The organism is Bariatricus sp. TF06-38A (assembly GCF_027690675.1).
Lineage (GTDB): Bacteria > Bacillota > Clostridia > Lachnospirales > Lachnospiraceae > Allocoprococcus > Allocoprococcus comes.
In genome coordinates this window covers 1-20,531 of the sequence record NZ_JAQFCE010000005.1, presented here as the reverse complement: position 1 = coordinate 20,531, position 20,531 = coordinate 1, and the positions used below count along the sequence as shown (strand labels likewise).

Sequence of the window (20,531 nt, the reverse complement as noted above, 5' to 3'; positions counted from 1 at the left end):
CTTACCACTCGTCGAAGTAGTTCCGGGCTGCCGGTTTTGGCTTTCGGCGCTGCGCCGGTTTGGTTTGCGGCGTTTCTTGGACATTTTTCAGACGTCGCTCCACCGCGAACATGTCCGGATCTATGATTTTTAGCCCGGCGTTCGCATAGTTTCGGCAGTCGAGGGCCTCGTTCCGGTTGTGTCCGGGGATTTTTACCCAGTGCCACTGGTTGCCGCGCTTTGTTTGCGTGAGCTCCAGACGCTCGGAGAGCAGGCCGTTGAAATAATAGGTATCGTAGCCGCATGACTCGTGGATCGGGAAATGGCAATATTTCGGGCCAGCTTCCTGAACCTTTAGGCTCGACATGATCGTTTCTTTTCCAGCGTCAACGCCCAGCGTGTAGAGCCAGCAGGTGATCCGCTTGTTGTCCTTGATCGGAACCTTTGACGGAGGCGTCACGAACGGGATCCCGTCGCCGCCCTTGCCCTTGATAGCAAAAACACGCTTGTTTTTACGCTCACGGCAGCGAGTGTATACCTCTTGTGTGTAGTGGCCGCCGGAGTCCACGCAGGTGATTGAGATCCGCAGCCCTTTTCCGTCATTGAAGCGGTAAACGTGATCGATCACGTCGTCGAGCTGCTGCCATACCTCGTCGGTGTCTGGCTTTCCCATGATGTAGCCCTTTTTTATGCCCCACGTTTCACCGTAGAAGCCATGGCCCACGACTTCATACTCCAAACGGTTGTCCTGAGTATCTACGCCGCAGGTGAGAACGAGAACGCCCTCCGGAACTTCGACGGGAGAGCCGTCGGCATTGGTGCCGTAGTCCTCGCGCCGGGCCAGCATGGTGTCCTCGTCGGCTATGTCGCCGCGATCCTCCCAGAGCTCACCCAGCAGTGTGTTGTAAACTACTTTGAGCTTTTGCGGATCGTCCTTAGCTTGCAGAAATTTGAGCGCGATCTTTTCCCACGGAGTCCATGGAGAAGAAAAAGCGTTCAGCCAGAAGGAACGGACGCCCTCGTCGTAGGCCGCCGGGTTCTCGGCGATCCACTTTGCGGGCTGCTTCCGCATTTTTTCCTCCGGTACTATGCAGCCGCAGGAGGGGCAGCACCATGTAATCGGGCCCACGATCTTGTACGCCTTTTTCCCGCGGACTTTGGCCACCGTATGTTCAAAGTGTACGCGGTCGAAGGTGATCTCGCCGTACTCTCCACACTCAGGGCACTGGTGGCACCAGCGTTCCTGTGTTCCGAGGTAGTAGCTGCTTTCGATATTTGAAGCGCCTTTTATGGTCGGAGTTGATACCTCGACGGCCTTCGCATTGTAGAACGTGGCCTGTCTGGCTTCGGCCAGAGCCCACGGATCACCCTCAGCACCGGCAGACACGGCCCAGCGGTCGCGCTCGTCGCCGAGAATGTAGCGGGCGGGAGTGGAAGCCAGAGCGGAGGCGCTGTTGGATCCTGTGATCGTGAGCATACCGCCGGGGAATGACTTCTGGAGGATTGTGTTCCCGGAGTCTTTGCTTTTGACGTCGGAAACTTTCGCCCTCAGCACCTTGCTGTCTCGTATCATTGGAGCGATACGGAGGCGTGAGAACTTTCGGGCGTCGTCGAGGGAAGGCTGGACGAACAGGATCGAGCCGGGATCTTGGTCGATAATGTAGCCGATTATGTTCAGCTCCAGCTCAGATTTTCCCACCTGAGACGCTGCCACCATTACGATCTTACGGATCTTCGGATCCGTGAACGCTTCCATAGGTTCCCGCAGGTACGGCGTGCGCGAAGTGCGCCACGGGCCAGACTCCGCGGAGTTCTCCGGGGATAGGCGGCGGTGTCTATCGGCCCATTCGGCCACCGTCAGATCTTCGGGTGGCTTAAAGTTGCGAATGGCCGGTGCTATGGCTGCGTTGAGTTTCGCGGTGGATTTTTTAGTCGTCGGCTTCATCAGCGGCCACTATAACGTCGCTCCAGCCTTCACGATCCCGCACCCGCCGCTGATATACCGCCGGATCGTAGTTGTAGTTTGCGAGCTCGTTCAGAATTTTGTAGCACTCCGCCCGGATCAGTGCCGAGGCTTCGTTGGCGCTTGCCGCCTGCACAACGTCCATGGCCAAACGTCCGGGGAGTGCCATTATCATGCTGCGGACAGTGTAAACGAGGTCATTCGTCACGGCCTCCACGTCCTCGCTGCGGTGCATTTTGCCTTCGAGCTCTTTCAGTTGCATGGCTGCCATGTCTGCCTTACTGCGTTTCATGTCAGCCTCAGCCCGCAGCTTCTCCATTTCAACCTGAGCGGCGTCGGCGCTTTTGGCCTCTCGGCCGTTGGCTTTGTCACTCAGGTAACGGATGTAAGATTGCACCGTCGGAAGCAGGTCGAACATATACGGCCGCTTCTGGGCGGCTGGAATAATTCCCTCTTTTGCGAGCTGCTGGATCCGGCGGTCGGTGACGCCGAACAGCTTCGCAATAATGGCAGCGTTTTGGAGATTCTGCTTGCCCTCCGCCATGGCGCCACCTCCTTTCTTTGAGGCAAACGAAACGAAACGGCCTGAAAAAATTTTTCTGAGTCTGCGCGTGTTTTGGGCTCGCCAGCACCGCAGGCGTTTGGCGGCCCGGACAGTACCTTCGGGCTGCGGAAAAATTTCGGCGCGGTTGCTCGGTCGAGTTGCTTTGCCTTTTGCTTCTTTGCTTTGGTCGCTTTGTTTCGCTGTTCTTTGTTGCTGTTGCTTTTGGTTTCGCTTTGGCTTTGCTGTTCGATTGCTTCGCGCTTGGCTTGCTGCTTGGCGCGTGATCGTTGGCTTGGCTTTGACTCGTGAGCTCGGAGCGTTGGTCTACTTCATTACCTGATCTATGTAATGGTTGAAGCGTTCGCCGAGCTTCTCGGAGATTGTTGTCTCAATGGTCTGGCGCGCTTTGCCGTCAATCATCTGAGGCACGGACAGAGTACGCACGGCCTCGATCGGGGAGCGTCCCCTCCCAGTCTTTTGAAACGGAAGCATGGAGCCGCCGTTTCCACCGGTGAGGAACACGTTCGAGCCGAGGCTCACGCGGGAGCCTTTGATGATCGTCGCCTTGACTTGGTACGGACGCGGTGGTCGAACCATTGCAACGTCACCAGCTCCGGCGATCAGTTGGCCGGGGATTCTGATCGGCTTCTTTTGCTGAGCGCTTGGTCTGGACTTTGGGCTCATTTTGAAATGCGTTGGCGTCAGTGTCCGCCCCTTATAAATGAGGGAGGCACTATCAACTTGAACCCCCGCCACTTGGATTGAGCTCTGCCCCCTCCGAGGTTGCTGTTTGGCCTCGTTGATTGCGGCAGTGTCTACCCCGTAGTGTTCGCGGATTCCCTTCGATACCCACGCAGGCGCACGGCTCATAAAGTCGTTGACGGTTTTCTTGATTGCCGTCTGTCCGCCGTTCTCCAGTTTGTTGAGTCGCTTCACAATGTCCTCAGCTCCGGAGCATGTCACGGTGAAGCTGCCAGAGGTTCGGCGGCTTTGGCCGGTATAGAATAGACCGCCCATGTGTTTGCTCCTTCCTGTGGAAAATTTGCACCCCTCCCAGTTCTTTTCTGAGGGTAGGCACATAGGAAAAACCGCCCGGATCTTTATCATGTCCCCGGACGGCTTTCGCTGTTATACAGAGTAGCACGGTGGTTTATCCCCTTTTATCCCTTTTTGTCCCTTTTTATCCCCCTGTGTGCTCGTGAGCGCTCCGTCTGCGGCTTTCTCCTGAGTGTGTGCGTATTTCTTCTGGCACACAAAAAAGCCCGCCGTCGGCCTTCCTGTGGCTTCTGGCGGGCGTTGTTATCCCTGTTCTTGTTTTGCTCTGTATATTTTGGCCAGCGATTGAAGCGCCGAGCCGTGCAGCTTGAATGTTCTTTTGAGGTAGCGCTGCTCGTGTTCGTCGTAGTCCTCCCGGCTACCATGAAGGGCGGCACATACTGTCCACCAGTTCGCTGCGTCGAAGTAGTGCATTTCTAACACGGTCTGCTCGTCTGGCTTTTTCATTTCGGAGATCAGGGACTCCAGTTCGCTGCGTTCCTGATCCTCGTCTGCGATCATGCGTCGGATCGTTTCCTCCAGTGTTACCTTCTGGATCACTTGCCGTTCTTGTTTGCTGGTTCCGTCGCCACCGCCTCCGGATATTCCGTCGAAGCTCGGCGAGGATATGGAGCCCATGACGGCCTCCAGATTCTCCAGCCGTTCGATCTGGTTGTCGATCCTGCGGTGGAGTGCTGCGTAGCTTTCCAGCTTTTTCTTAATCTCGTCGGTTTCCTTCGGCTGTTTTGCCTCACTGTTCTGGTGCATGGGTTCCACCTCCTTTCGCTGGCTTATTCCGTGAACATTCTCTCGAAGTGCTCGCGGCCCAGCTCTTTGCCCTTCCTGAACAGTCGGATCCCGGTCGTCTTGCCGGTTGTCTTTATGTAGCGCTTTACGATCACGTCCACAAATGCAGGCTCCATTTCCATGACATAGGCAGGCTGCCCGATGCTTTCCGCAGCGATCAGAGTCGTGCCGGATCCTCCGAAGGTGTCGAGGACACCCTCGGCCCACTGTGTATTGTCCAGCAGTTTCTCCAGTATTTCCACCGGCTTTTGTGTCGGGTGGAGTTCATTCCCGGAGCGGGTGGCTTCGATCACATTCCCGTAGCCCTTGTGGTTGTCCCACGCTGGCTTTGTCCTGTGGGCGAACATGACGAGCTCATGCTGAGCCCTCCAGCCGTTACCCATTCCCGGTGTTTTCTTATTCCAGACGATCATATTCCGGATCGCAAGGCCCGAAGCCTCCACCAGATCCCACAAATAGAGCCACATTCTCCAGTCTGTGAAGATGTAGGCCACCTTTATGTCGGTAGCGGAGAGGACGGCCCTCATCAGTGTTTGGTAGCCTCTGGTGCTGAGGTTGTCCGAGCTGATCGTTGGTGTTTTCTGCCCGCCGTTTCCGTCGGACTGTTTTGTTCCGATACTTCCGACGGACTTCCCGGACTCCTGAAAACCTCCGGAGCAGTACGGCGGATCTGTGAGAAGGATCTCCGGGTGCTTTCCGTCCAGCAGCAGGCGCATGGCGTCCTCGTCCGTGGAGTTGCCGCAGACAACGCGGTGGCGTCCGAGGATCCAGAGGTCGCCCTTCTGAGTGATCATTCCGTCGCCTTCTGGAGTTTCCGGGATCTCGTCCGGTTCTGTGAGGTCATTGTGCAGGGCTTCGGCCAGTCCGGTGACGAGGCTTTCCACTTCCTTGTCGGTGTAGCCGGTCAGCTCCATTGGGATCTCGCCGGTGTCAATGTCGGCGAAAATGTCAGCCAGCAGCTTGTTGTCGATCTCTGCCAGCTCTGCGATCCGGTTGTCAGCCACCAGATCGGCGTATTCCTCGGCCTCGTTCGTGTAGTTCTGGTAGTCCACCGGCACTTCGGTGAGTCCTTCGAGCTTGGCAGCAGCGAGGCGGCCGTGGCCCTTTACTATGAAGCCGGAGCGCTTCGACACTGTGATCGGTGCCCTCCACCCGGTCTGGCGGATAATGCGGCCGAGCGCTTGGATCTGTGCGTCCGGGTGTGTGTTCGGGTTTTTCGGGTTGGGGATCAGCTTCTCAATGGCCACGATCGCGTCATGGGCGCAGAATACCGGTACCCCTCCGGCGGTTGCCTTTGGCTGTGCTTCTGTTTTGTAGTCCATTTATTCGTCCTCCCTCACATACTCCCCGGCGTCTGCTGGAATGAGTCCGCACTCGAAGGCGCGGCAGATCTCCAGCTTTGACGCTCTGAGGATTTCGTTTTCTTTGCAGCCGGTGTTCCAGCATTTTTCACATATTTCTGGCATTGGCTACTCCTTCCGCGGCTTCGGCGCGTTCTGTACGTTTACGGTGTCCAGAGTGCGGGCTGCTTTCAGTATTCTGCGGCGGTAGCGCTTCCAGCTCTCGTCCTGTTTCTTTACGACGCCATAGATCGGGCCCACATTGGAGAGGGTGAGCTGTTCCATGGTTTCGTATTTCGGTAGACTGCGAGGGGAGAGCCCCAGCTTTTCGCGGATCCTTTTCTCGTAGTCGGTGTTGTTTTCGCCTTTATTTCTTCTAATACCATAAATGGGGCCGACGCCGTTTAGCGTGAGCCCTTTCATGGATTCGTCCAGAGTGCGGGAGATCTTTCTCCTGCGATTGTATTCCCTGATCTTTTTCTCGGTTCGTCCGATCCAGATCAGGAGAGTGGCCACCCAGAGAGTGATCAGCAGCAGCGCGGTGGGTACCCACACGAGCCCGGCGATCACCACGGGCCAGCTCATTGAAATAATGCCACAGGCTTTCAGAATTGCCAGCACGGCCACGCCTGCGAGTGTTGCCAGTGTGTAGAGTATCGGCCAGCCCATAGGCTTGTTCTTGTTATCGTCCATTTCGTCCTCCTTTTCTTTTAGCTGCTCGTCTGGCTGCGCGGTTCGGTCGAACCGGTTCCCGTCTGATAGGCCAGAGGGAGAGTGGGGCCGGTTTTTTCTCCTTGCTCCGCAGCATATCTCCGCCGATCTTGTGGAGCGCTTCTGAGTAACTCAGCGAGGTGCTTTCCGCGAGTCTGTGAGCTTGTTTTTCTATGTCGTCGAGGTCACACTCCAGATAGAAGGCCAGCACTTCTGCGTATTTCCTACACCTGAGTGCCTCCAGCACGTCCCATGTTGTTTTTCCGTCGGGGAAGTAGTGCCTCGCGTCTATTTTGAGGGTGTAGAGCCCCTCTGTGTTATTTTCTTCTTTCACGCTTTGCCCTCCTTCGCTGCGCGCGGTTTGGGCCTTCCTTTCGGAACGGTGACAGGAGCCCAGCCTTGATCGCGCACTCAGTACAGAGCATTTTCGCGCCCTGTTCTTTGGCGAGTCGGTCGGCTTCCGGGTGTTTCCAGCATTTCCGGCCGCATGTCGGGCACTCGACGGGCTCCCAGTCCGGGTGCTTGGCCTGCACGTCGCCGTTCAGGTTCTTGTCCAGCGGGAGGCAGAGGATCCCGCCCCGGTCGGTCTGCTTTCTTGGCGCCAGATCGAAGCCGTGAGCCCGGAGCTGTTCGCGGGTGTTGTTGGTGCTTTCTTCCTGCTTTACCTCCAGAACTTCCACCTTGTCCAGTGGTAGGCAGAACGAGCCCTGCGGCTCCCATTTCTTTGCCTTCCAGTTCTCTGCGAACTTCTCCAGAGTGTCGAACAGGCAGAGGCCCGCCTCGGTTTCGGTCTTGAATACGGTCTGCATGACTACCTCGTCCTCTGAGTCCTCCCAGCCGTAGAGGTGCCAGCTCTCGCGGTTGTCGTAGTCCCACTGTGAGAACCAGAGCACATGGCCGTCGATCGGCCAGCCGGTGCCGGTTACTTTTCCGGTGATAACTTTCGGTTTATATTCCATGGTTTTGTCCTCCCTTAGAAAAATCTATTTAATGCGATAATGAGCACGATCACGGCCACGAAGGCGATCGTGATGTTCTGCTGTCTGAGCCCGTCCTTTTCTCCGATAACTCCAGAAAGCAGGAGAGCAGCCACGAGGGCCAGCACTATGTTTATGATCAGCATGTTCTTGTCCTCCTTTGGTTTGCCGGGAGAGCTTGGCCCTCCCGGTATGTTCCCGACATTTATGTCGGCCACATTATGCAATGATCGTGATTTTCTCGCGATCCGGAACGTCTGCCAGCGCTTTGACGAGGTAGTTCTTCACATTGTCCACCGCCTGAGACTTCCAGAGGCCACCGTCAGCAGCCACCAGCTTGAAGGCAGGGGCTCCGCCGCGTCCCTCGCTGATTCTGAACACGAAGTCGCTCGCAGGCTGCGGAACTTCCAAAAATGTGCGGTACGGGATCAGGCTCACCGGGTTAGGGACGAAGGCGGCGTCCTTTGTGGTTACTCCGGTTTTGATGATTGCCTGCTGGCTTACGCCGTCGTCTGAGAAGGTTCCCTGCTGTGTGTTCACGATATTGCTCGCCATAATAGTGACGGCTTCGCGGTCGTCTGTTTTCTGGAAGCATGACTGCATAGCCACGAGGAAGCTCTCCTGATCATACTCGCGGCCATACTCAAACTGCGGCAGCAGGGCGTTGACCTCGAACAGAGTCTCACGGTCACGCTCGGCCAGCAGCCCGGAGTAGAGCAGCACCTTTGTGGCGCTTACCACCTGAATGATCATTCTGTCGCGGAGTTCCTCGCGGCTTTCCTTGATATAGTCCACCAGAGAGGTGAGAGTGGTCGCTTTGATCGGCTCGGCCTTGTCGGCTGCGTCGTAGCGTCTGAGATCCTTCGTGCAGTATGTCCGGCCGTTGATCTCGATTGTTTCTGGCTTCTCAGCCTTTACGGCCAACCCTGTGATATATGCGATTGCTTCTTTGATTCCTTCCATTTTCTTGACCTCCTTATGCTTCTTTTGCTGGTGCGATTTTTACCACCTTCATGTTATTGCGTCCGCCGGTTGTCTGGCGGTCGTCCGTAGACTGTCCAGCGGTTTCGTATACCTCGCCGGTGTCCGGATCGTAGTCACGGCCCGGAACTAATTCAGTAGCGGCAGCAGGTGCCTGTTTTCCCCTGTTTTTAAGATCCAGAGGCTTGCCGGTCGGATTCTGTCCCGGTGTAGGAGCTGCAGCTTGTGTTTCCTCTGGTTCCTGATCCTGATCGGCGTCCGTGAAGTCGGAGAGATCCATCTGTCCACGGATCTGCCCGTCGTATTCGGCGATCTCGATCTGGCCGGTTCTCATATTGACGCCCATCACCATTTGCGTGTCGATTGCTTCGGTAGCTGCGAGCTTGGTCGTGACAGCGATCTGGGTTCCTACCATTTGGCGGGTTTTGTTCGGCGTAAATTTAATATTTACCGTGATCTGGCGCTTAGTGGTTGCTTCTGTGTTCGGATTCTGAATATTTTCAGCCACCTGCATGAGTGCCTCGTTGAGTTTCTCGGCGAAGGCTCCGCCTGCGAGAGCTTCGAGGTTGATCTTTGCCTGTACTTTCTGCTTTTTCATGTGCTTACCTCCTTACCGCAGCCCATACGGCTGTATTTTTTCCGGTTCTTTTGCTCGGTTTCTTCCCGACGACTTCCAGAACTCCGGCGCCTTTCAGCTCTGTGAGTCTCGGCGCCACGAAGTTGCGGTCGTAGTATTTCAGGTGGCCAGCAGCCACCAGCTCGTCGGTGATTTCTTCCACGGTCATTGACCGGTTTCCGAGGGTTTCCAGTATTAGCTTGCAGCGCTCGCCGCTGCGTGTTCGTATGCCGTCGTAACTTTGGCGGCGTGTCTGTTTAGTGATCCCGTCCATGGTTTCCTCCTTTACTAAAAACAAAATGTAAGTTGTCCTGTTTCGTCTGCCTGTGTATTCACTGGTACGGTAAAGCCTTCCCAGTGCTCATAAGCGTGCCCGGTCAGGCACTCAGCCGCTAAAATCAGCACATTTATGTCGCTGGCGTTTTTCATCCATGCGTATTCTTTCACATGCTGTTTTATTTGTTCCAGCAACGGGAGCAGGCCGTCGGCTTCGGCCGCCTTTTCAACGTGCCGGGCCCAGTCTTTGATCTCGTATACTCCGCTTGGCGTTTTGTACGTTTCCACGCCTTCTGTGATTTTTCTCCCCTTCTGATCCTTTCCGACCACCGTTGCTGTGAATATTCGCGAAGATAGTCTGGTGTAGTTCTCGATCATCTGGCCACCTTCTTGGTGGTTGCTTTTCTTATGGGGCAGTTGATACCGTTATTCATGCACGGATCTGGGGAGGCCATGTGGTGCATACAAATTTTTAACGGTTCGCCCGTCTGTTTGTTTATGAACTTTCCGCTCAGCATGGCGCAGGCTTTTGAAATTACAAAAGGCCCGACTCTGCGGAGCTCGCAGTATTCGCATTTCATGGCGTGCCTCCTTCCTCGGTGTAGTCGATCTCCACACCTTCCAGCAGTTTGAGGATCCCGGCGATATATTGCACGCGGTACGGTTCCAGATCTTCGAGCTTCATGTGTTTGCGCCCGTAGATCTGCTTCATGTCTCGCCATACTTCCCACGGTACCCGGTAGAAGTTTTCCAGCCCCACGCTCACCATGATGAAGGCAGCAGCTCCGAGTTTGTGGTGGAGCGTCAGGCTTTCCACCTGCTCAGGGGTGAGGCGGCTCTGGTCGATCTTGTCGCTGTCGGTGTGTTTCGCCTCAAATACCACGGCCCGGCCGCCGGTGAGTGTGCCTTTGAAGTCTGGCTGCCCGGCTTTGGTGTAGCAGGCGAGAAACCGGCCTTGTCGATCTGGCTTTCTGAGCGGCTTCATGGGCTCCGGAGTTTTTTCAACGAAGGCCACGCCCTTGTCACAGTACCAGTTCAGGCTTGCGGTGATCATATTCTCGAAGTGTTCACCGGCTCGCTTGCTCTGGAGTCCTTTCTGGCTATGCTGCACCCGTGCAAGGGCTGTGCTGGCTGTTGGATCCGGGTAGCCTTCGCCATTTCTTCCCGGAACTGTGTCCCAGCTCATTGATCTACCTCCGAGCCTGCGCCTTTGTCGGCCTCCAGTGTGATGTCGTGGCCGGGGTGTCGTCTGAGCTCGATCGCAAGGTCTAAGATCATTTCACCATTGATCCGCACGGTGGTGGATTCGATCGCAGCGACTCCGTTCAGGTGCCCGACGTGAGAAGGGAGAACGATCAGTGCGTCACCGATCGGAAGTGTTTCGGCTTCGCGGTTCCGGTAAAGCTCGGCAGCGTCCCGGATCGGGATCTGGTGCTGCTTTGCGTATTCGATCTCGCTTCTCATGCCCTCGCTCGGATTTTCGATACCGTAAACCCAGAGCTCGTCACACATAGCCAGAAGTGAGAGGCCCATGTCCATGCCCGCGGTGCGTTCCTCCGGCTTGGTGTCGTCGAGGAACTGGGTAAAATATACATGTGGCGCGATCGGGATCACGTCGTCCCAGAGTTCGACGGCTTCGCGGCAGTAACGCTGGGCCTTTTCTATGTTCTTTTCAATGTCCCCGCGGCACGGGGAGCAGATGTAAACCAGTTTTTTTCTCATGCGCTTACTCCTTTCATGGTTTTGCTCAGCAGCTCATTGTATAAATTCCGGTAGAGATCGCGCTCAGTTTCGAGCTTGATCTTTTCAATGTCTGGATCCTGCTGGGCGATCTGGAGTGGCTGCTTGCTTATTTCTTCCAGTAAATGCTCCGTTTCTTTGGCTGCGGGCTTCGGATCCATGAAGTCGATCCCTAGAGAGATTGCCAGAGCAGAGTCCACGGCTGCGAGCTCGCTCTTTGTCAATTTTCCGATCAGCGTCCCGATCCTTTTCACGCTTACGCTGTTTACCTGTTCACATAAGACGGTAGAAGGGGAGAGTGCGCTCCGGATAAATACATGAGTGGGGAGGTCATTCTTTGGTTTGGTGGTCATGTATACCACTTCCACAACCTCGCTGTTTTCGTTGTTCTTGTCATTAGAGACGATCACCGCAGGACGGCCGCCTCTCTGCTCGCTTCCGGTTTCCCGGTATGTGCTTTCGATATAATAAATTTCACCGCGTCTCATGGTTTGGCTCCTTCCTGAGCAGCCTCAGCGAGTCGCTGCTCTTGTATTTTGCAGGTGTCAGGGTTAATCTCTATCCCGATATAGTTCCGCCCTTCTTTGAGGGCTGCGGCTCCTGTGGTTCCACTTCCTGAGAATGGATCCAGAACCGTGTCGCCCGGTTTACTCCCGGCTAGTATGCAGATCTTGGCCAGTTCCTCCGGGAACGTGGAGAGGTGGGCGCCTTTATATGGCCGTGTGGCGATCGTCCAGACGTCCCGGCGGTTTCGTTTGCCGGTTTCATTTCTCTGGAGCCCGTGGCTGCCTCGATCCACCTCGGCGCTGTTGGCTTTGGCCTGATCGTGAGTGTAGGCAGTGCCGCCGCGGAAGGTTTTCGCGTTGCCGCGCTTCCGGCCGGGCTTTTTCGGATCGTACCCGACGGCCAGCTCCTTGACGGCCTCGGCGTCGTAGTAATAGGCGGCCGCTTTACTGAGTAAAAAAACATACTCGTGAGATCTTGTTGGTCTGTCTTTGGCACTTTCCGGCATGGCGTTGGGTTTGTTCCAGATAATGTCCGCCCGGAGGTACCAGCCGTCACTTCTGAGAGCCAGAGCCAGCAGCCACGGGATCCCGATCAGATCCTTGCGTTTGATCCCTCCGTCCTCGATATGCCTCGCGTAGCTGTCGCCGATATTCAGCCAGAGGGTGCCGTCGTCTTTCAGGACTCTGGCGACTTCCCGGAAGGCTTCCACCAGCTTGCGGATGTATTCCTCCGGAGAGCTTTCGGTTCCGAGCTGATCGGCTGCTCCGTAGTCTCTGGCGTTGTAGTAGGGCGGTGAAGTTACGCAGACGCTGCAGCATTTATCCGGCAGCTTTCTGAGTTCCTCCAGTGCGTCGCCTTGTAGGATCATCCCAGCACCTCCCCTCTGAGTTCGAGCTTCGTCTTTTCGGCGATCTGGTTATCCAGCCGAAGGGCTCCGCGGGTGAGCGCTGCTATTTCCTGCTCTTTCCTGCGGCGTTCGCTTTCTCGGTACCCGATCAGGCGTTGGCCTTTGTCTGGAAGGGATCCGGCCACGTTGTCGATCTTCTCAGTTAATTGTGCCGGTGTCATGCTGCGGGCCTTTTCCCGTTCGTACATTGGCGTGTACTGTTGCATGAAGGCTACCCGATCCATGCCGGGCTTGCCGCCTATGTATGCGCTGCGGTGCATTTCCCAGAGGGAAGTCCAGCCGATTGACTCAACGGCCCGCGCCACCAGAGGCGGGAGCTGGCGGGAGAGATCTCCGTGGTTGAATTGTCCGGCGCTGTACATGAGGTCGCTCACGGCCAGCCATGCCTTGTCCGGCTCTATGAGCTCCGGGTGCTGGATCTCCAGCATGATCTCCCGGATTTCGGCCACGCTCGGCGGCCATTTGTTTGTTGCAATGTGTTTTTTGACCGCCAGCGCTACGATCCCGGATTCGTCTTGTTCAAACATCATAGCCCAGAGGTTCACCGTGGCCTCGATTGCTTTCGCGTCCTTGAACTTGTCAAAATTCGGGTAGGCGGTGACGACGATCGCCACCAGTCGAGCCGCGTCTGCTTTTGTCATATCTCGAAGCCTCCTTCCTCGTCTGCGATTATCCCCGCGAGTACGTCCATGGTGTCAGGTTTTCCACAATTTCCACCCGGTCGCTGTTGATAGCTTCCGGATCCGGCAGGTGGGAGAGGTTCGTCGTCCCATCGCCCCTGATTGATCCACGTTGACGGGTTGGGAATGAAGCGGCCACCTTCTCGCAGCCATTGTTCCGAGGTTTTAGCTGTTGCCACTGCCTGCATGATCTTCTCGAACAGTTCGGCGTCAGGCTTTGCCTTTTCCCATGCCTTCTGTGCGGCTTTCTTGCCGACTTTCTTCGGGTATGCAGTCCAGAACTCTGCGAAACGTCGCTCCTGAGCGCTTGGCTGCTTCTCGGTCGCGGGGGTTATGGGGGTATCCCCCTTATTTTCTGGTCTACTCTGGTTTACTCTGGTTTGGTCTACTCTACCTGCGGTCTTTTTCTGGTCGCTCTTGCTTGCGTCCGCAGACTGTCCGGCGGTCGTCCTCCGGTCGTTTGACTTAGCAGCAGCGCGGCGGGCTCTCGAACGGTTTTTCTCATTTTCTCGCTGTTCGATCAGCTTTCCGGTGTACTCGCTCCAGTCGTGGATCTCCAGAACGCCGTCCTCTGTTGCGTCCAGCAGAGACGCAGAGGTCAGGGCGGCCACAAATTCCTCCGGATCTTTGTCCCACTGGGCCGCTCTTGCGATCATTCTGTCGGATATTCCAGCGAGGGATCCGTCCGGTGCGTTATCAATGGCCCAGAGCCAGAACGAGATCAGCAGGCCGAGCATGTGAGCCGGTTCAATGTCGAGCTCGTCAGCAGCAGCCAGTACCTTGCGGTGGTCTTTCAGTTGTTGGTGAATTTGGATCCATGCCACTGTCGGCACCTCCTTTCGTGGTTTGTTTCTGGTTTGGCCGTGGAGTTCCGTCGGTCTGTCCTCCGGTCGTCCTCCGGTCGGTGTGATTAGTTAAAAGGGAGCTGTCCGTCGTCCGGCATGTCCATGAATCCGTCATTGTTGGCGGGCTGAGAATTGCCATTTGCGTTGCCTCCGTTGCTGTCTGCGAAGTAAATGTTCGAGGCCGTGACCTCCACGGCTTTGCGGTTCTGTCCGGTTTTCTCGTCCTTCCATTTACGGGTTGAGATCCGGCCCTCGACTACGATCTGGCGGCCTTTGGAGAGGTAACGGCCGCAAAACTCAGCGCGTTCTCTCCAGCAAACGATCGGGATATAGTCCGGAGCGGCATCCTTGTTCTTGCTCGGTACCTGCACGGCGAGGTCGAAGCTCGCCACCGGTGTGCCGCCCTGTGTGTATCTGATTTCAGGCTCCTGAGCCAGACGGCCCAGAAGCTCCACATGATTAAGCATTGTCTTGTCCTCCTTGCTGCTTTGCGTTGTCCATAGCGGCGCAGGCTTCGTCGTACTGGGCCCGCGTCAGGTTGTGCGGATCCTGCTGTCCGTATTTTTTCAGGATCCAGTCGTTGATCGACTGCTGAGAGTACCCGGCGTCCTCGCCTTTACGGTAGAGGCGGGAGAGCTGAGCGTCTGAGAGTGGCCGTGCGGCGCCTGAGCGCCCCGTCTGGCCGTTCTGCGCCTGCGGCTGGGTGTTTCCCTGCCGGTTCCCGTTCTGAGCTCCTGTGTGCTGCTTCTGGCTCTGCTGAGGGGGCTCGCTGCTGTGGTCGCTCATGTCTGGATCGTCGTCGCCCTGATCAATGCCGAACTTCTCGAACAGGTAGTATTTGAGGCAGTACGTCCACGCGGAGCCTTTGGCCTTGTCCGGCCCTCCGTCATTCGTTCCGATCGCGTGGAGGGTAACTTCCAGAGTCTCGTCCGGGTTGTCTGCGTTCGTCCAGCGGATCGTGAGGTCGGCCTCGTACACCCAGACAATGCGGTCGCCGTTTCTGGTGTGCTGCGTGAAGTTGGAGTAGTAGATCGGATCCCCGTTTTCACTGTGCCGGGTTGCCTGCTCGCCTACAATGTCAAAATTGACGCCGAACTCATTCATGGCCGGAGTGAGAAGCTGGTACACGTCGAAGATCTTCGCGAACTTGTACTTTACGCCGTCGCTGTGGGCCTTCTGGGTGATAGAGGGAACGGCTTCGCGCAGCTTGATGAATTTTTGCTGCAGCGTCAGCGGTACCGGTGGGGTTGTGGCCGTTTTAGCTGCTGTTGTGTCCTTGGTTGTTGCCATGCGCTACCTCCTTACACGTCCACCGTGAAGGTGTCCGGCTTTTCAATGATCTGCACGCCCTCCACCAGCTCGCCGGTGGTTTTGTCTACGATCTGGCCTCCTACGATTTCGAGCCGCTTCTTGAACTCGCCCCACTTTGGTTTCTCTGTGGTCTGGATCATGTCCTCGTTGTCTGAGGCTTTCAGGTAGGCCAGCAGTGCGTCGTCGTCCTGTTTCATGGTGCGGCCGCCGATTTTCTTCACCAGAGTGCCGGAGAGAAGGCGGTAGCTGTGCTTTGTCTTGGTTGTCTTGTGTGGAACTGTCTCGAAGTATTCCGCGAGCTTTCCGGTGAGAAAACGGGTGCCGTTTTCATATCTGCGCTGAGCTGCCTCGACGCGCTGCTGGATCTTTTCGATCTGGCTGTCTGCCAGTGAGGTGATCCGGTCGAGCTCAGCCTTTTCTTCTGCGATTTTCTGGCAGGCCCAGTCGGCGCAGCCGTCGTCAGTGATACGCCATACCGGATGCGGAGCGCTTTCGGTTTCCTCCACATCGAACATGTTCATGTCCATGCCTTCCAGCTCGTCCAGTGTTACGGCCGGAGCTTCCGGCTCTGCGGTAGGTGCTGCGGTTGCTTCTTTGATTTCTGCGGCCTGTTCGGCCTCAGCTATTGCTTTCTTTGTCGTTGCCATGGTTCTGTTCTCCTTCCTTTGCTTCCAGAGCTTCGAGGGCTTTCTGGAGTTCTGCCTGCGTGTCTCTCAGTTCCTTGTCTTTGCTGGTGAAAAACTGATACCACTCGCCTGAGCTTTTCTTGTACTGCTCGGCTTCGGCCTCAGCAGCGGCGGCACGTTCCGCCATGCTGGCAAGTGCAGCCGTGAGCTCTGCGATCACGCTTGGCTTGTTTTCGTTATTCATTCGGTTGCCTCCTTAAAAAATCGGTGTCCGTTAATGGTCATTACATAGATCTGGGACTCGTGCCACTCGCTGTCCACGAGAGCGGGAGCGTAAAAGTATTTGATCGGCTCGGTCGTTGCCACGATCCCGAAGTCGAACACGTCCTGCACGGCTTCGAGGGCTTCCTGAGTCGGCTCCGGTCGGCGCTTGCTATATGCGTACACGCGCAGCGCTTCGTCCGGTCGGATCCCTTCGTCCTCGCAGGTCTGGAGAATACACTGAGCTACTGCGATCTTTCCGGCGAAGGGTTCGCCTCCGGCTTCGGCTGTGAGCACCTGAGCGATCTCCAGTCGCTCGGCGTCGGTGAGAGTGTAGCGCTTCTGGAATCCTGCCTCTGCGGCCCATGCGTCTGTGACGTCCTCCCAGTTTACGGCCTGCCCGTCTTTGTAGTAGAAAACGTAGGATTGAGGTTCTTCGGCCGCCGGGCTGCTGGTTGCGGTCGGGGCGTTTTTTGTCTGTGTGTGTTCCGAGAACATACCCACGGCGCCGCGTACTGCGAACACGATCACCACTGTGGTGACTGCCAGCCCGCCGATCCTTTTCCAGTTCAGGCGCTTGCAAAAACGGCGCAGCCGGTATAAAATAGGCTTAGGCTTTCGCGTGGTTTTTCGATTGCCTGTGCGGCTTCCCGGTTCCGACGGGTGGCCGCTTCTTTTTTCTTTGTACCCGGTGTATTCCACCGGGCTGTATACTTTCAGCGAGCTGCTTCGCATTTCTGTTACCTCCTTCTTTGTCTGAGTTTGGCCGGGAGCGTATAGCTCGGAGCCTGCATGTATTTGTTGAAATTCTGTGGCCAGTAGGCCACCTTTTCGATCCGTTTCCCACTTACTCCATACTTCGGGTTATATCCGAACACGTTCACATAACTGAGAAGATCGGAGCGTTCCGCGTCCATGGCCTTGCACACCTCAAACAGTGCCGCCACGTCGTCGATCGCTCTGTGGGAGTTCTGAACCTTGTCCTCCAGCTTATAGGTGAGGATCGCGTTCGCCAGCTTGTGAGGATATGCCCGGCGGTCTTTGTAAACGGTTAGGCTGTCCAGATAGTCGGCAGCTTTCAGGGCTTCCGGGCCACCGTTTCCGTGTCTCCGGAGCATTTCAGCAGTAAACAGGAGATCAAACTGTGCATTGTGGGCTACCAGAAGGACGCGGCCGCCGCCGATCAACTCAGTGAAGCGAGCGGCAGCCTCAGCCTCGGTGATTCCTTCGTATTCGAGCTGCTCGTCTGTGATTCCTGTTAGCTCGACGATCTTCTGAGGGATCCGCTCACCTTCCGGCAGCTTCACGAACACGTCGGCGCTGTCGGCCATGCGGAGGGTGCCCCGTTCGGTTTTCTCGACTCTGATCGCTGCCAGTTCAATGATCTGGCAGCTTCGAGCCCGGTTGTCTCAGTGTCAAAAAATACGACTGCTTTGTATTTCGTGAATATGTCCCGGAGCTCATTCATGGTCGTTCACCTCCGTTTTGATTGTGATCGAGGTTGTGGCTGCGAGCTTTAACTGCTTAGCGGTCAGCTCGTACATATCCACGGCTGCGTTCACCTGAGCCAGTGTGGCGCTGAGTTTTGCAGCCTTGGCGAGTTCTTCGTCTGTTGCCTTCTCGGCCAGTTCAGCGAAGCCTTCCGGATCCTCGCCGTGTGCGGCTTCGTAGAGCTTCTGAAACTGCCGGGCGAGTGCCTGCTTGATCCGTCCGATAAAGTCCGGAGCTAAAATGCTACGCTTTTTTGGTTCTGGCTGCTTCTTGTCAGAGTCCAGATCGTCCAGAGTGTCAGAGTCGCAGATAAACCGAACGCAAGCGGCACGGAAGCCGAGGCCCGTGTGCGCAACGCCGCGGGAGTCGCCGCCGCCGAGGCAGAACACACCAGCGCTCGAACCGTTGCTCCAGTTGCCCCCGCGATAAATAACCCGCTCGCCGTTAGAGTCGAGCCAGAAGTATTCGTCGCTTTCGTAGTCGTCGGCAGGATAGAGGCCGAGGTCTTTCAGCCTGTCCGGTGCGTCCATGTCGCTGCGAACTTCCAGATCCGTGAACTTTACGCCGTCATAGTCGGTGCCGTCCGGGTGTACCGGCTGGAGTGTGATCTCGCCGTTGTGTACGTTGTAGTAAACCGGATCGCCGTCCTCGGTGTAGATTGCCTCCCACTCTGGAGAGTCTTTGGACTGATCCGCGCCATAGGCTGCGCCATTGTTCGGGATCACCTGCGGCATACCGTCCATAAACCGAACGCCGCCGACGTGCTCCCAGATGTTACCGCTCATGTCAGCTACACCGTAGGCCGTGCCGTCGTGATTCCACTGAACCGGGCCGGATCCGGTCAACGTCTTGCCGCAGCCTCCTTCGTATGTAGTGCCGGTCTGTTCTGGGTGGCTGTGGCTTTTTCCGCTCGCAGTATTTCCGGTCGGCATGGTGTCGTTGTCCCAGCTCCAGAAGCCGAGAGCCACCCATTCGTCGTTAGTGATCAGGTGCCAGCCTTCGCCCTTGCTCTCGCAGAGGCGGATCGCTTCGTCGTGGCTGATATTCACAGCCGGTTTCATAAATGGGAGAGAGTACGGAACGCCGTCGATCAATGTGTTCTGGTACTTGCTGATCGCGTATTCCTTAACCTTGCGGCCCCTCAGGGTGTCAGGGAGTCCCAGCTCGGACGGTTTAAAAACCACCATAATGTCCGGGCGCCCGTTTTTGTCGTAAATTACTTCGTTTCTCATGGTTTTGCTCCTTTTCTGTATTTGCTGCGGCAGATCGGGCACTTGTAGCCGTACCACGGGATCACCGCCTGCTTGCTTACATTCCAGTCCAGCCCGCACTCTTGGCATACTTCATAGCGGCAGCCGTCGCGCCGGGCATGAGTACGGGCCCGCTTAGGTTTCGCGAGTCGTTCATGGGATCACCTCCTATCCAGCGGCCAGCCTGCTGCATAGCTGCCTCATAAGCAGCCGCTTGTATTTCTTCCGGGTTCTCCATTTCCGTGCGTGTTTGTATAGGTGCCACCATTTCGGGTGGGTGTTGGCTCTATATAGTAGGGAGTCCACAAAAGTGTCCACGGCCTTTCGTGCGTATTGCCGGAACTTCCGGAACCGCTCCGCGAGCTTGTCCATGAGTTGCCGGACTGCGTGAGCTGCTGCCTTTATTGCGTCGGTGAGAGCGCCGAGCAGGGCAGTTGCGGCAGGTGGGCCGATCTGGATCGTGAGCTCTGTGTGCTGAGGTTCTGGTGGCGACTCGTCCGGGAGCGGATCGCTTCGCGCCTGATCCGCAGCTATGAGCTGCTGGCGTTTCTCGTAGTCCTCGACGCTCATGTAGCCGTCGAATATATATGGATCCGGTTCCTCAGTGGTTTCCTTGCCGTACCATGGCATATCTGCCGGGAGATTTTCCGGGCGAGGTATTGGCTCAGGAGGGAAGGCTGTTGAGTCTTTCAGGAGATTGCAGCCGCCTTCGTAGTGCCAGAGAATACCAGCCTCCAGTTCTGCGATCGTCATGTTCTCGCCGAAGTGCCCGCAGTAGTAGCCGTTCACCATGACAGCGTTCGGATCCTGCTCCAAAATTTCGGCGGCAGTGCTCAGATCCTCCAGCTCGAAGGTGTCAGAGTCTTGGTTGAGCCAGACGCTTTCAGCGTGCCAGCTTCGGCCAGTTTTCCATATAATCACCCACGCTATACCGTCGCGGATTTCTTCGGCGTACTGCCGAGCTATTTCGTGTAATGCTGCCATGTTGTCGCTCCTTTCTTTTTTATATAGTGGGGGATTTTCGCCCGCGGCACTTAAAGCTCTCAATGAGTCGGCGCTGGGCGAGTTCGGCGCTATACTCTCGGCGCATGTTCTTGTCGAGCTGGCCGGTGTCGCCTCTTTTCAGTTCTTTATAGATAGTCGCCACATGGACGCCGAGGTCGATCGCAATGTCGGCCGGACGTCCTCCGGCTGCGTATTCCGTCTCGATTTTCTCGCGGTCGCCGAATGTCAAATATCGGTAGTTTCGCACGTTCTCACCTCTCTTTCTGTGCTTTTCAGGTAAAAAAATAATGCGTCCGGAGGCTTTCGCTTCCTTTCGCATTTAATATTATCTTTTCCGAAATTGAAAAAAATTTAAAAAAAGTGTTGACAATAATGTATCACTATGATATTATCTATCTTGTCGCTGATACACAGCAACAACTTAATAAATGCGGAGAGGTATCGAAGTGGTCATAACGAGGCGGTCTTGAAAACCGTTTGTCCGAAAGGGCGCGTGGGTTCGAATCCCACCCTCTCCGGTTGAAGCAGAACAATATGTTCTGCTTTTTTTATTGTTCGGCTTGGTTTTTGGGGAGTAAAAAGGTGAAATGAAAAAAGGTAAGATTTACCTTTGAAGTTACATTATTTTACAAGGGACTGTCGGAAAATAGATAGTTCCAAATCAGGGAGGGTATGACTC

Annotated in this window: 30 protein-coding genes and 1 tRNA gene; 1 reads left to right on the top strand and 30 read right to left on the bottom strand. The window is 55.9% G+C overall.

Annotation, left to right across the window (positions count from 1 at the left end):
* Position 1: 1 nt before the first annotated feature.
* The 30 genes from PG418_RS06195 to PG418_RS06050 form a co-directional block, all read right to left on the bottom strand.
* Entirely contained in the window at positions 2-1,924 is a 1,923-nt protein-coding gene (locus tag PG418_RS06195; RefSeq protein WP_004220632.1) for a phage terminase large subunit family protein, read from the bottom strand.
* Positions 1,908-2,486, bottom strand: a complete 579-nt coding sequence (locus PG418_RS06190) for a protoporphyrinogen oxidase (RefSeq protein ID WP_498837223.1) — start codon at positions 2,484-2,486, stop codon at positions 1,908-1,910. Before PG418_RS06190 ends, PG418_RS06195 begins: the two co-directional genes overlap by 17 nt.
* A gap of 324 nt (positions 2,487-2,810) precedes the next feature.
* On the bottom strand, positions 2,811-3,503 hold the full coding sequence (locus tag PG418_RS06185; protein WP_226814974.1) for a hypothetical protein: 693 nt from the start codon (positions 3,501-3,503) through the stop codon (positions 2,811-2,813).
* A 282-nt stretch (positions 3,504-3,785) separates the two neighbouring features.
* The gene (locus PG418_RS06180) at positions 3,786-4,289 is read right to left on the bottom strand and encodes a DUF1492 domain-containing protein (protein WP_498837222.1); all 504 of its coding nucleotides are present in this window, start codon (positions 4,287-4,289) and stop codon (positions 3,786-3,788) included.
* 23 nt (positions 4,290-4,312) lie between these two features.
* Entirely contained in the window at positions 4,313-5,650 is a 1,338-nt protein-coding gene (locus tag PG418_RS06175) for a site-specific DNA-methyltransferase (RefSeq protein ID WP_498837221.1), read from the bottom strand.
* Positions 5,651-5,794 carry a hypothetical protein gene (locus PG418_RS06170; protein WP_005933248.1) on the bottom strand — a complete coding sequence of 48 codons (144 nt, stop codon included), beginning with the start codon at positions 5,792-5,794 and terminating at the stop codon, positions 5,651-5,653.
* A 3-nt stretch (positions 5,795-5,797) separates the two neighbouring features.
* Positions 5,798-6,361 carry a tyro protein tyrosine kinase-binding protein gene (locus tag PG418_RS06165; protein WP_118043828.1) on the bottom strand — a complete coding sequence of 188 codons (564 nt, stop codon included), beginning with the start codon at positions 6,359-6,361 and terminating at the stop codon, positions 5,798-5,800.
* Complete coding sequence (locus PG418_RS06160; RefSeq protein WP_498837220.1) at positions 6,351-6,713, bottom strand: hypothetical protein; 363 nt, start codon at positions 6,711-6,713, stop codon at positions 6,351-6,353. The genes PG418_RS06165 and PG418_RS06160 overlap by 11 nt, the downstream gene beginning before the upstream one ends.
* Positions 6,697-7,338 (bottom strand): hypothetical protein, encoded by a 642-nt coding sequence (locus PG418_RS06155; protein WP_498837219.1) that lies wholly within the window; start codon positions 7,336-7,338, stop codon positions 6,697-6,699. The genes PG418_RS06160 and PG418_RS06155 overlap by 17 nt, the downstream gene beginning before the upstream one ends.
* Before the next feature lie 14 nt (positions 7,339-7,352).
* On the bottom strand, positions 7,353-7,502 hold the full coding sequence (locus PG418_RS06150) for a hypothetical protein (protein ID WP_498837218.1): 150 nt from the start codon (positions 7,500-7,502) through the stop codon (positions 7,353-7,355).
* A gap of 73 nt (positions 7,503-7,575) precedes the next feature.
* Positions 7,576-8,319 (bottom strand): hypothetical protein, encoded by a 744-nt coding sequence (locus PG418_RS06145; RefSeq protein WP_226814981.1) that lies wholly within the window; start codon positions 8,317-8,319, stop codon positions 7,576-7,578.
* Between the two features lie 13 nt (positions 8,320-8,332).
* Complete coding sequence (locus PG418_RS06140; protein WP_498837217.1) at positions 8,333-8,935, bottom strand: YfdP family phage-associated protein; 603 nt, start codon at positions 8,933-8,935, stop codon at positions 8,333-8,335.
* Between the two features lie 4 nt (positions 8,936-8,939).
* The gene (locus PG418_RS06135; RefSeq protein WP_118659692.1) at positions 8,940-9,227 is read right to left on the bottom strand and encodes a DNA gyrase; all 288 of its coding nucleotides are present in this window, start codon (positions 9,225-9,227) and stop codon (positions 8,940-8,942) included.
* 14 nt (positions 9,228-9,241) lie between these two features.
* Positions 9,242-9,607 (bottom strand): hypothetical protein, encoded by a 366-nt coding sequence (locus PG418_RS06130; RefSeq protein ID WP_270466919.1) that lies wholly within the window; start codon positions 9,605-9,607, stop codon positions 9,242-9,244.
* The gene (locus PG418_RS06125; protein WP_270466918.1) at positions 9,604-9,810 is read right to left on the bottom strand and encodes a single-stranded DNA-binding protein; all 207 of its coding nucleotides are present in this window, start codon (positions 9,808-9,810) and stop codon (positions 9,604-9,606) included. Before PG418_RS06125 ends, PG418_RS06130 begins: the two co-directional genes overlap by 4 nt.
* Positions 9,807-10,415: a Holliday junction resolvase RecU gene (locus PG418_RS06120; RefSeq protein WP_004220590.1), complete on the bottom strand. Its 609-nt coding sequence runs from the start codon at positions 10,413-10,415 to the stop codon at positions 9,807-9,809. The genes PG418_RS06125 and PG418_RS06120 overlap by 4 nt, the downstream gene beginning before the upstream one ends.
* Positions 10,412-10,951 carry a DUF7768 domain-containing protein gene (locus tag PG418_RS06115; RefSeq protein WP_498837216.1) on the bottom strand — a complete coding sequence of 180 codons (540 nt, stop codon included), beginning with the start codon at positions 10,949-10,951 and terminating at the stop codon, positions 10,412-10,414. The genes PG418_RS06120 and PG418_RS06115 overlap by 4 nt, the downstream gene beginning before the upstream one ends.
* A complete protein-coding gene (locus tag PG418_RS06110) occupies positions 10,948-11,457 on the bottom strand; it encodes a type II toxin-antitoxin system PemK/MazF family toxin (protein ID WP_498837215.1) in 510 nt (169 codons plus the stop codon). The genes PG418_RS06115 and PG418_RS06110 overlap by 4 nt, the downstream gene beginning before the upstream one ends.
* A complete protein-coding gene (locus tag PG418_RS06105; protein WP_498837214.1) occupies positions 11,454-12,344 on the bottom strand; it encodes a DNA-methyltransferase in 891 nt (296 codons plus the stop codon). Before PG418_RS06105 ends, PG418_RS06110 begins: the two co-directional genes overlap by 4 nt.
* Positions 12,341-13,024, bottom strand: a complete 684-nt coding sequence (locus PG418_RS06100) for a replicative helicase loader/inhibitor (RefSeq protein WP_270609818.1) — start codon at positions 13,022-13,024, stop codon at positions 12,341-12,343. The genes PG418_RS06105 and PG418_RS06100 overlap by 4 nt, the downstream gene beginning before the upstream one ends.
* Positions 13,021-13,887 (bottom strand): LvrA C-terminal domain-related protein, encoded by an 867-nt coding sequence (locus PG418_RS06095; RefSeq protein ID WP_173878889.1) that lies wholly within the window; start codon positions 13,885-13,887, stop codon positions 13,021-13,023. The genes PG418_RS06100 and PG418_RS06095 overlap by 4 nt, the downstream gene beginning before the upstream one ends.
* 86 nt (positions 13,888-13,973) lie before the next feature.
* Complete coding sequence (locus tag PG418_RS06090) at positions 13,974-14,375, bottom strand: single-stranded DNA-binding protein (RefSeq protein WP_118607900.1); 402 nt, start codon at positions 14,373-14,375, stop codon at positions 13,974-13,976.
* Positions 14,368-15,198 carry an ERF family protein gene (locus tag PG418_RS06085; protein ID WP_009299106.1) on the bottom strand — a complete coding sequence of 277 codons (831 nt, stop codon included), beginning with the start codon at positions 15,196-15,198 and terminating at the stop codon, positions 14,368-14,370. Before PG418_RS06085 ends, PG418_RS06090 begins: the two co-directional genes overlap by 8 nt.
* 11 nt (positions 15,199-15,209) lie before the next feature.
* Entirely contained in the window at positions 15,210-15,866 is a 657-nt protein-coding gene (locus PG418_RS06080; RefSeq protein ID WP_118607899.1) for a host-nuclease inhibitor Gam family protein, read from the bottom strand.
* Complete coding sequence (locus PG418_RS06075; RefSeq protein ID WP_118607963.1) at positions 15,838-16,089, bottom strand: DNA-binding protein; 252 nt, start codon at positions 16,087-16,089, stop codon at positions 15,838-15,840. Before PG418_RS06075 ends, PG418_RS06080 begins: the two co-directional genes overlap by 29 nt.
* Complete coding sequence (locus PG418_RS06070; RefSeq protein WP_118607898.1) at positions 16,086-16,841, bottom strand: spore cortex-lytic protein; 756 nt, start codon at positions 16,839-16,841, stop codon at positions 16,086-16,088. Before PG418_RS06070 ends, PG418_RS06075 begins: the two co-directional genes overlap by 4 nt.
* Before the next feature lie 5 nt (positions 16,842-16,846).
* Positions 16,847-17,437: a 3'-5' exonuclease gene (locus tag PG418_RS06065; RefSeq protein ID WP_498837213.1), complete on the bottom strand. Its 591-nt coding sequence runs from the start codon at positions 17,435-17,437 to the stop codon at positions 16,847-16,849.
* Positions 17,438-17,566: 129 nt separating this feature from the next.
* Positions 17,567-18,829, bottom strand: a complete 1,263-nt coding sequence (locus PG418_RS06060; protein ID WP_498837212.1) for an SUMF1/EgtB/PvdO family nonheme iron enzyme — start codon at positions 18,827-18,829, stop codon at positions 17,567-17,569.
* Between the two features lie 186 nt (positions 18,830-19,015).
* Positions 19,016-19,831 carry a hypothetical protein gene (locus PG418_RS06055; RefSeq protein WP_498837211.1) on the bottom strand — a complete coding sequence of 272 codons (816 nt, stop codon included), beginning with the start codon at positions 19,829-19,831 and terminating at the stop codon, positions 19,016-19,018.
* Positions 19,832-19,850: 19 nt separating this feature from the next.
* Positions 19,851-20,171, bottom strand: a complete 321-nt coding sequence (locus PG418_RS06050) for a helix-turn-helix domain-containing protein (protein ID WP_005933190.1) — start codon at positions 20,169-20,171, stop codon at positions 19,851-19,853.
* Between the two features lie 113 nt (positions 20,172-20,284).
* Here PG418_RS06050 and PG418_RS06045 point away from each other — a divergent pair.
* A tRNA-Ser gene (locus PG418_RS06045) sits at positions 20,285-20,370 on the top strand.
* The last annotated feature ends 161 nt before the right edge of the window (positions 20,371-20,531 follow it).

What these genes read in the sequence shown, in the direction of transcription:
- PG418_RS06195 (WP_004220632.1), bottom strand. Translation starts at nt 1,924, where the DNA reads ATGAAGCCGACGACTAAAAAATCCACCGCGAAACTCAACGCAGCCATA.
- PG418_RS06190 (WP_498837223.1), bottom strand. Translation starts at nt 2,486, where the DNA reads ATGGCGGAGGGCAAGCAGAATCTCCAAAACGCTGCCATTATTGCGAAG.
- PG418_RS06185 (WP_226814974.1), bottom strand. Translation starts at nt 3,503, where the DNA reads ATGGGCGGTCTATTCTATACCGGCCAAAGCCGCCGAACCTCTGGCAGC.
- PG418_RS06180 (WP_498837222.1), bottom strand. Translation starts at nt 4,289, where the DNA reads ATGCACCAGAACAGTGAGGCAAAACAGCCGAAGGAAACCGACGAGATT.
- PG418_RS06175 (WP_498837221.1), bottom strand. Translation starts at nt 5,650, where the DNA reads ATGGACTACAAAACAGAAGCACAGCCAAAGGCAACCGCCGGAGGGGTA.
- PG418_RS06170 (WP_005933248.1), bottom strand. Translation starts at nt 5,794, where the DNA reads ATGCCAGAAATATGTGAAAAATGCTGGAACACCGGCTGCAAAGAAAAC.
- PG418_RS06165 (WP_118043828.1), bottom strand. Translation starts at nt 6,361, where the DNA reads ATGGACGATAACAAGAACAAGCCTATGGGCTGGCCGATACTCTACACA.
- PG418_RS06155 (WP_498837219.1), bottom strand. Translation starts at nt 7,338, where the DNA reads ATGGAATATAAACCGAAAGTTATCACCGGAAAAGTAACCGGCACCGGC.
- PG418_RS06150 (WP_498837218.1), bottom strand. Translation starts at nt 7,502, where the DNA reads ATGCTGATCATAAACATAGTGCTGGCCCTCGTGGCTGCTCTCCTGCTT.
- PG418_RS06145 (WP_226814981.1), bottom strand. Translation starts at nt 8,319, where the DNA reads ATGGAAGGAATCAAAGAAGCAATCGCATATATCACAGGGTTGGCCGTA.
- PG418_RS06140 (WP_498837217.1), bottom strand. Translation starts at nt 8,935, where the DNA reads ATGAAAAAGCAGAAAGTACAGGCAAAGATCAACCTCGAAGCTCTCGCA.
- PG418_RS06135 (WP_118659692.1), bottom strand. Translation starts at nt 9,227, where the DNA reads ATGGACGGGATCACTAAACAGACACGCCGCCAAAGTTACGACGGCATA.
- PG418_RS06130 (WP_270466919.1), bottom strand. Translation starts at nt 9,607, where the DNA reads ATGATCGAGAACTACACCAGACTATCTTCGCGAATATTCACAGCAACG.
- PG418_RS06125 (WP_270466918.1), bottom strand. Translation starts at nt 9,810, where the DNA reads ATGAAATGCGAATACTGCGAGCTCCGCAGAGTCGGGCCTTTTGTAATT.
- PG418_RS06120 (WP_004220590.1), bottom strand. Translation starts at nt 10,415, where the DNA reads ATGAGCTGGGACACAGTTCCGGGAAGAAATGGCGAAGGCTACCCGGAT.
- PG418_RS06115 (WP_498837216.1), bottom strand. Translation starts at nt 10,951, where the DNA reads ATGAGAAAAAAACTGGTTTACATCTGCTCCCCGTGCCGCGGGGACATT.
- PG418_RS06110 (WP_498837215.1), bottom strand. Translation starts at nt 11,457, where the DNA reads ATGAGACGCGGTGAAATTTATTATATCGAAAGCACATACCGGGAAACC.
- PG418_RS06105 (WP_498837214.1), bottom strand. Translation starts at nt 12,344, where the DNA reads ATGATCCTACAAGGCGACGCACTGGAGGAACTCAGAAAGCTGCCGGAT.
- PG418_RS06100 (WP_270609818.1), bottom strand. Translation starts at nt 13,024, where the DNA reads ATGACAAAAGCAGACGCGGCTCGACTGGTGGCGATCGTCGTCACCGCC.
- PG418_RS06090 (WP_118607900.1), bottom strand. Translation starts at nt 14,375, where the DNA reads ATGCTTAATCATGTGGAGCTTCTGGGCCGTCTGGCTCAGGAGCCTGAA.
- PG418_RS06085 (WP_009299106.1), bottom strand. Translation starts at nt 15,198, where the DNA reads ATGGCAACAACCAAGGACACAACAGCAGCTAAAACGGCCACAACCCCA.
- PG418_RS06080 (WP_118607899.1), bottom strand. Translation starts at nt 15,866, where the DNA reads ATGGCAACGACAAAGAAAGCAATAGCTGAGGCCGAACAGGCCGCAGAA.
- PG418_RS06075 (WP_118607963.1), bottom strand. Translation starts at nt 16,089, where the DNA reads ATGAATAACGAAAACAAGCCAAGCGTGATCGCAGAGCTCACGGCTGCA.
- PG418_RS06070 (WP_118607898.1), bottom strand. Translation starts at nt 16,841, where the DNA reads ATGCGAAGCAGCTCGCTGAAAGTATACAGCCCGGTGGAATACACCGGG.
- PG418_RS06065 (WP_498837213.1), bottom strand. Translation starts at nt 17,437, where the DNA reads ATGGCCGACAGCGCCGACGTGTTCGTGAAGCTGCCGGAAGGTGAGCGG.
- PG418_RS06060 (WP_498837212.1), bottom strand. Translation starts at nt 18,829, where the DNA reads ATGAGAAACGAAGTAATTTACGACAAAAACGGGCGCCCGGACATTATG.
- PG418_RS06055 (WP_498837211.1), bottom strand. Translation starts at nt 19,831, where the DNA reads ATGGCAGCATTACACGAAATAGCTCGGCAGTACGCCGAAGAAATCCGC.
- PG418_RS06050 (WP_005933190.1), bottom strand. Translation starts at nt 20,171, where the DNA reads ATGCGAAAGGAAGCGAAAGCCTCCGGACGCATTATTTTTTTACCTGAA.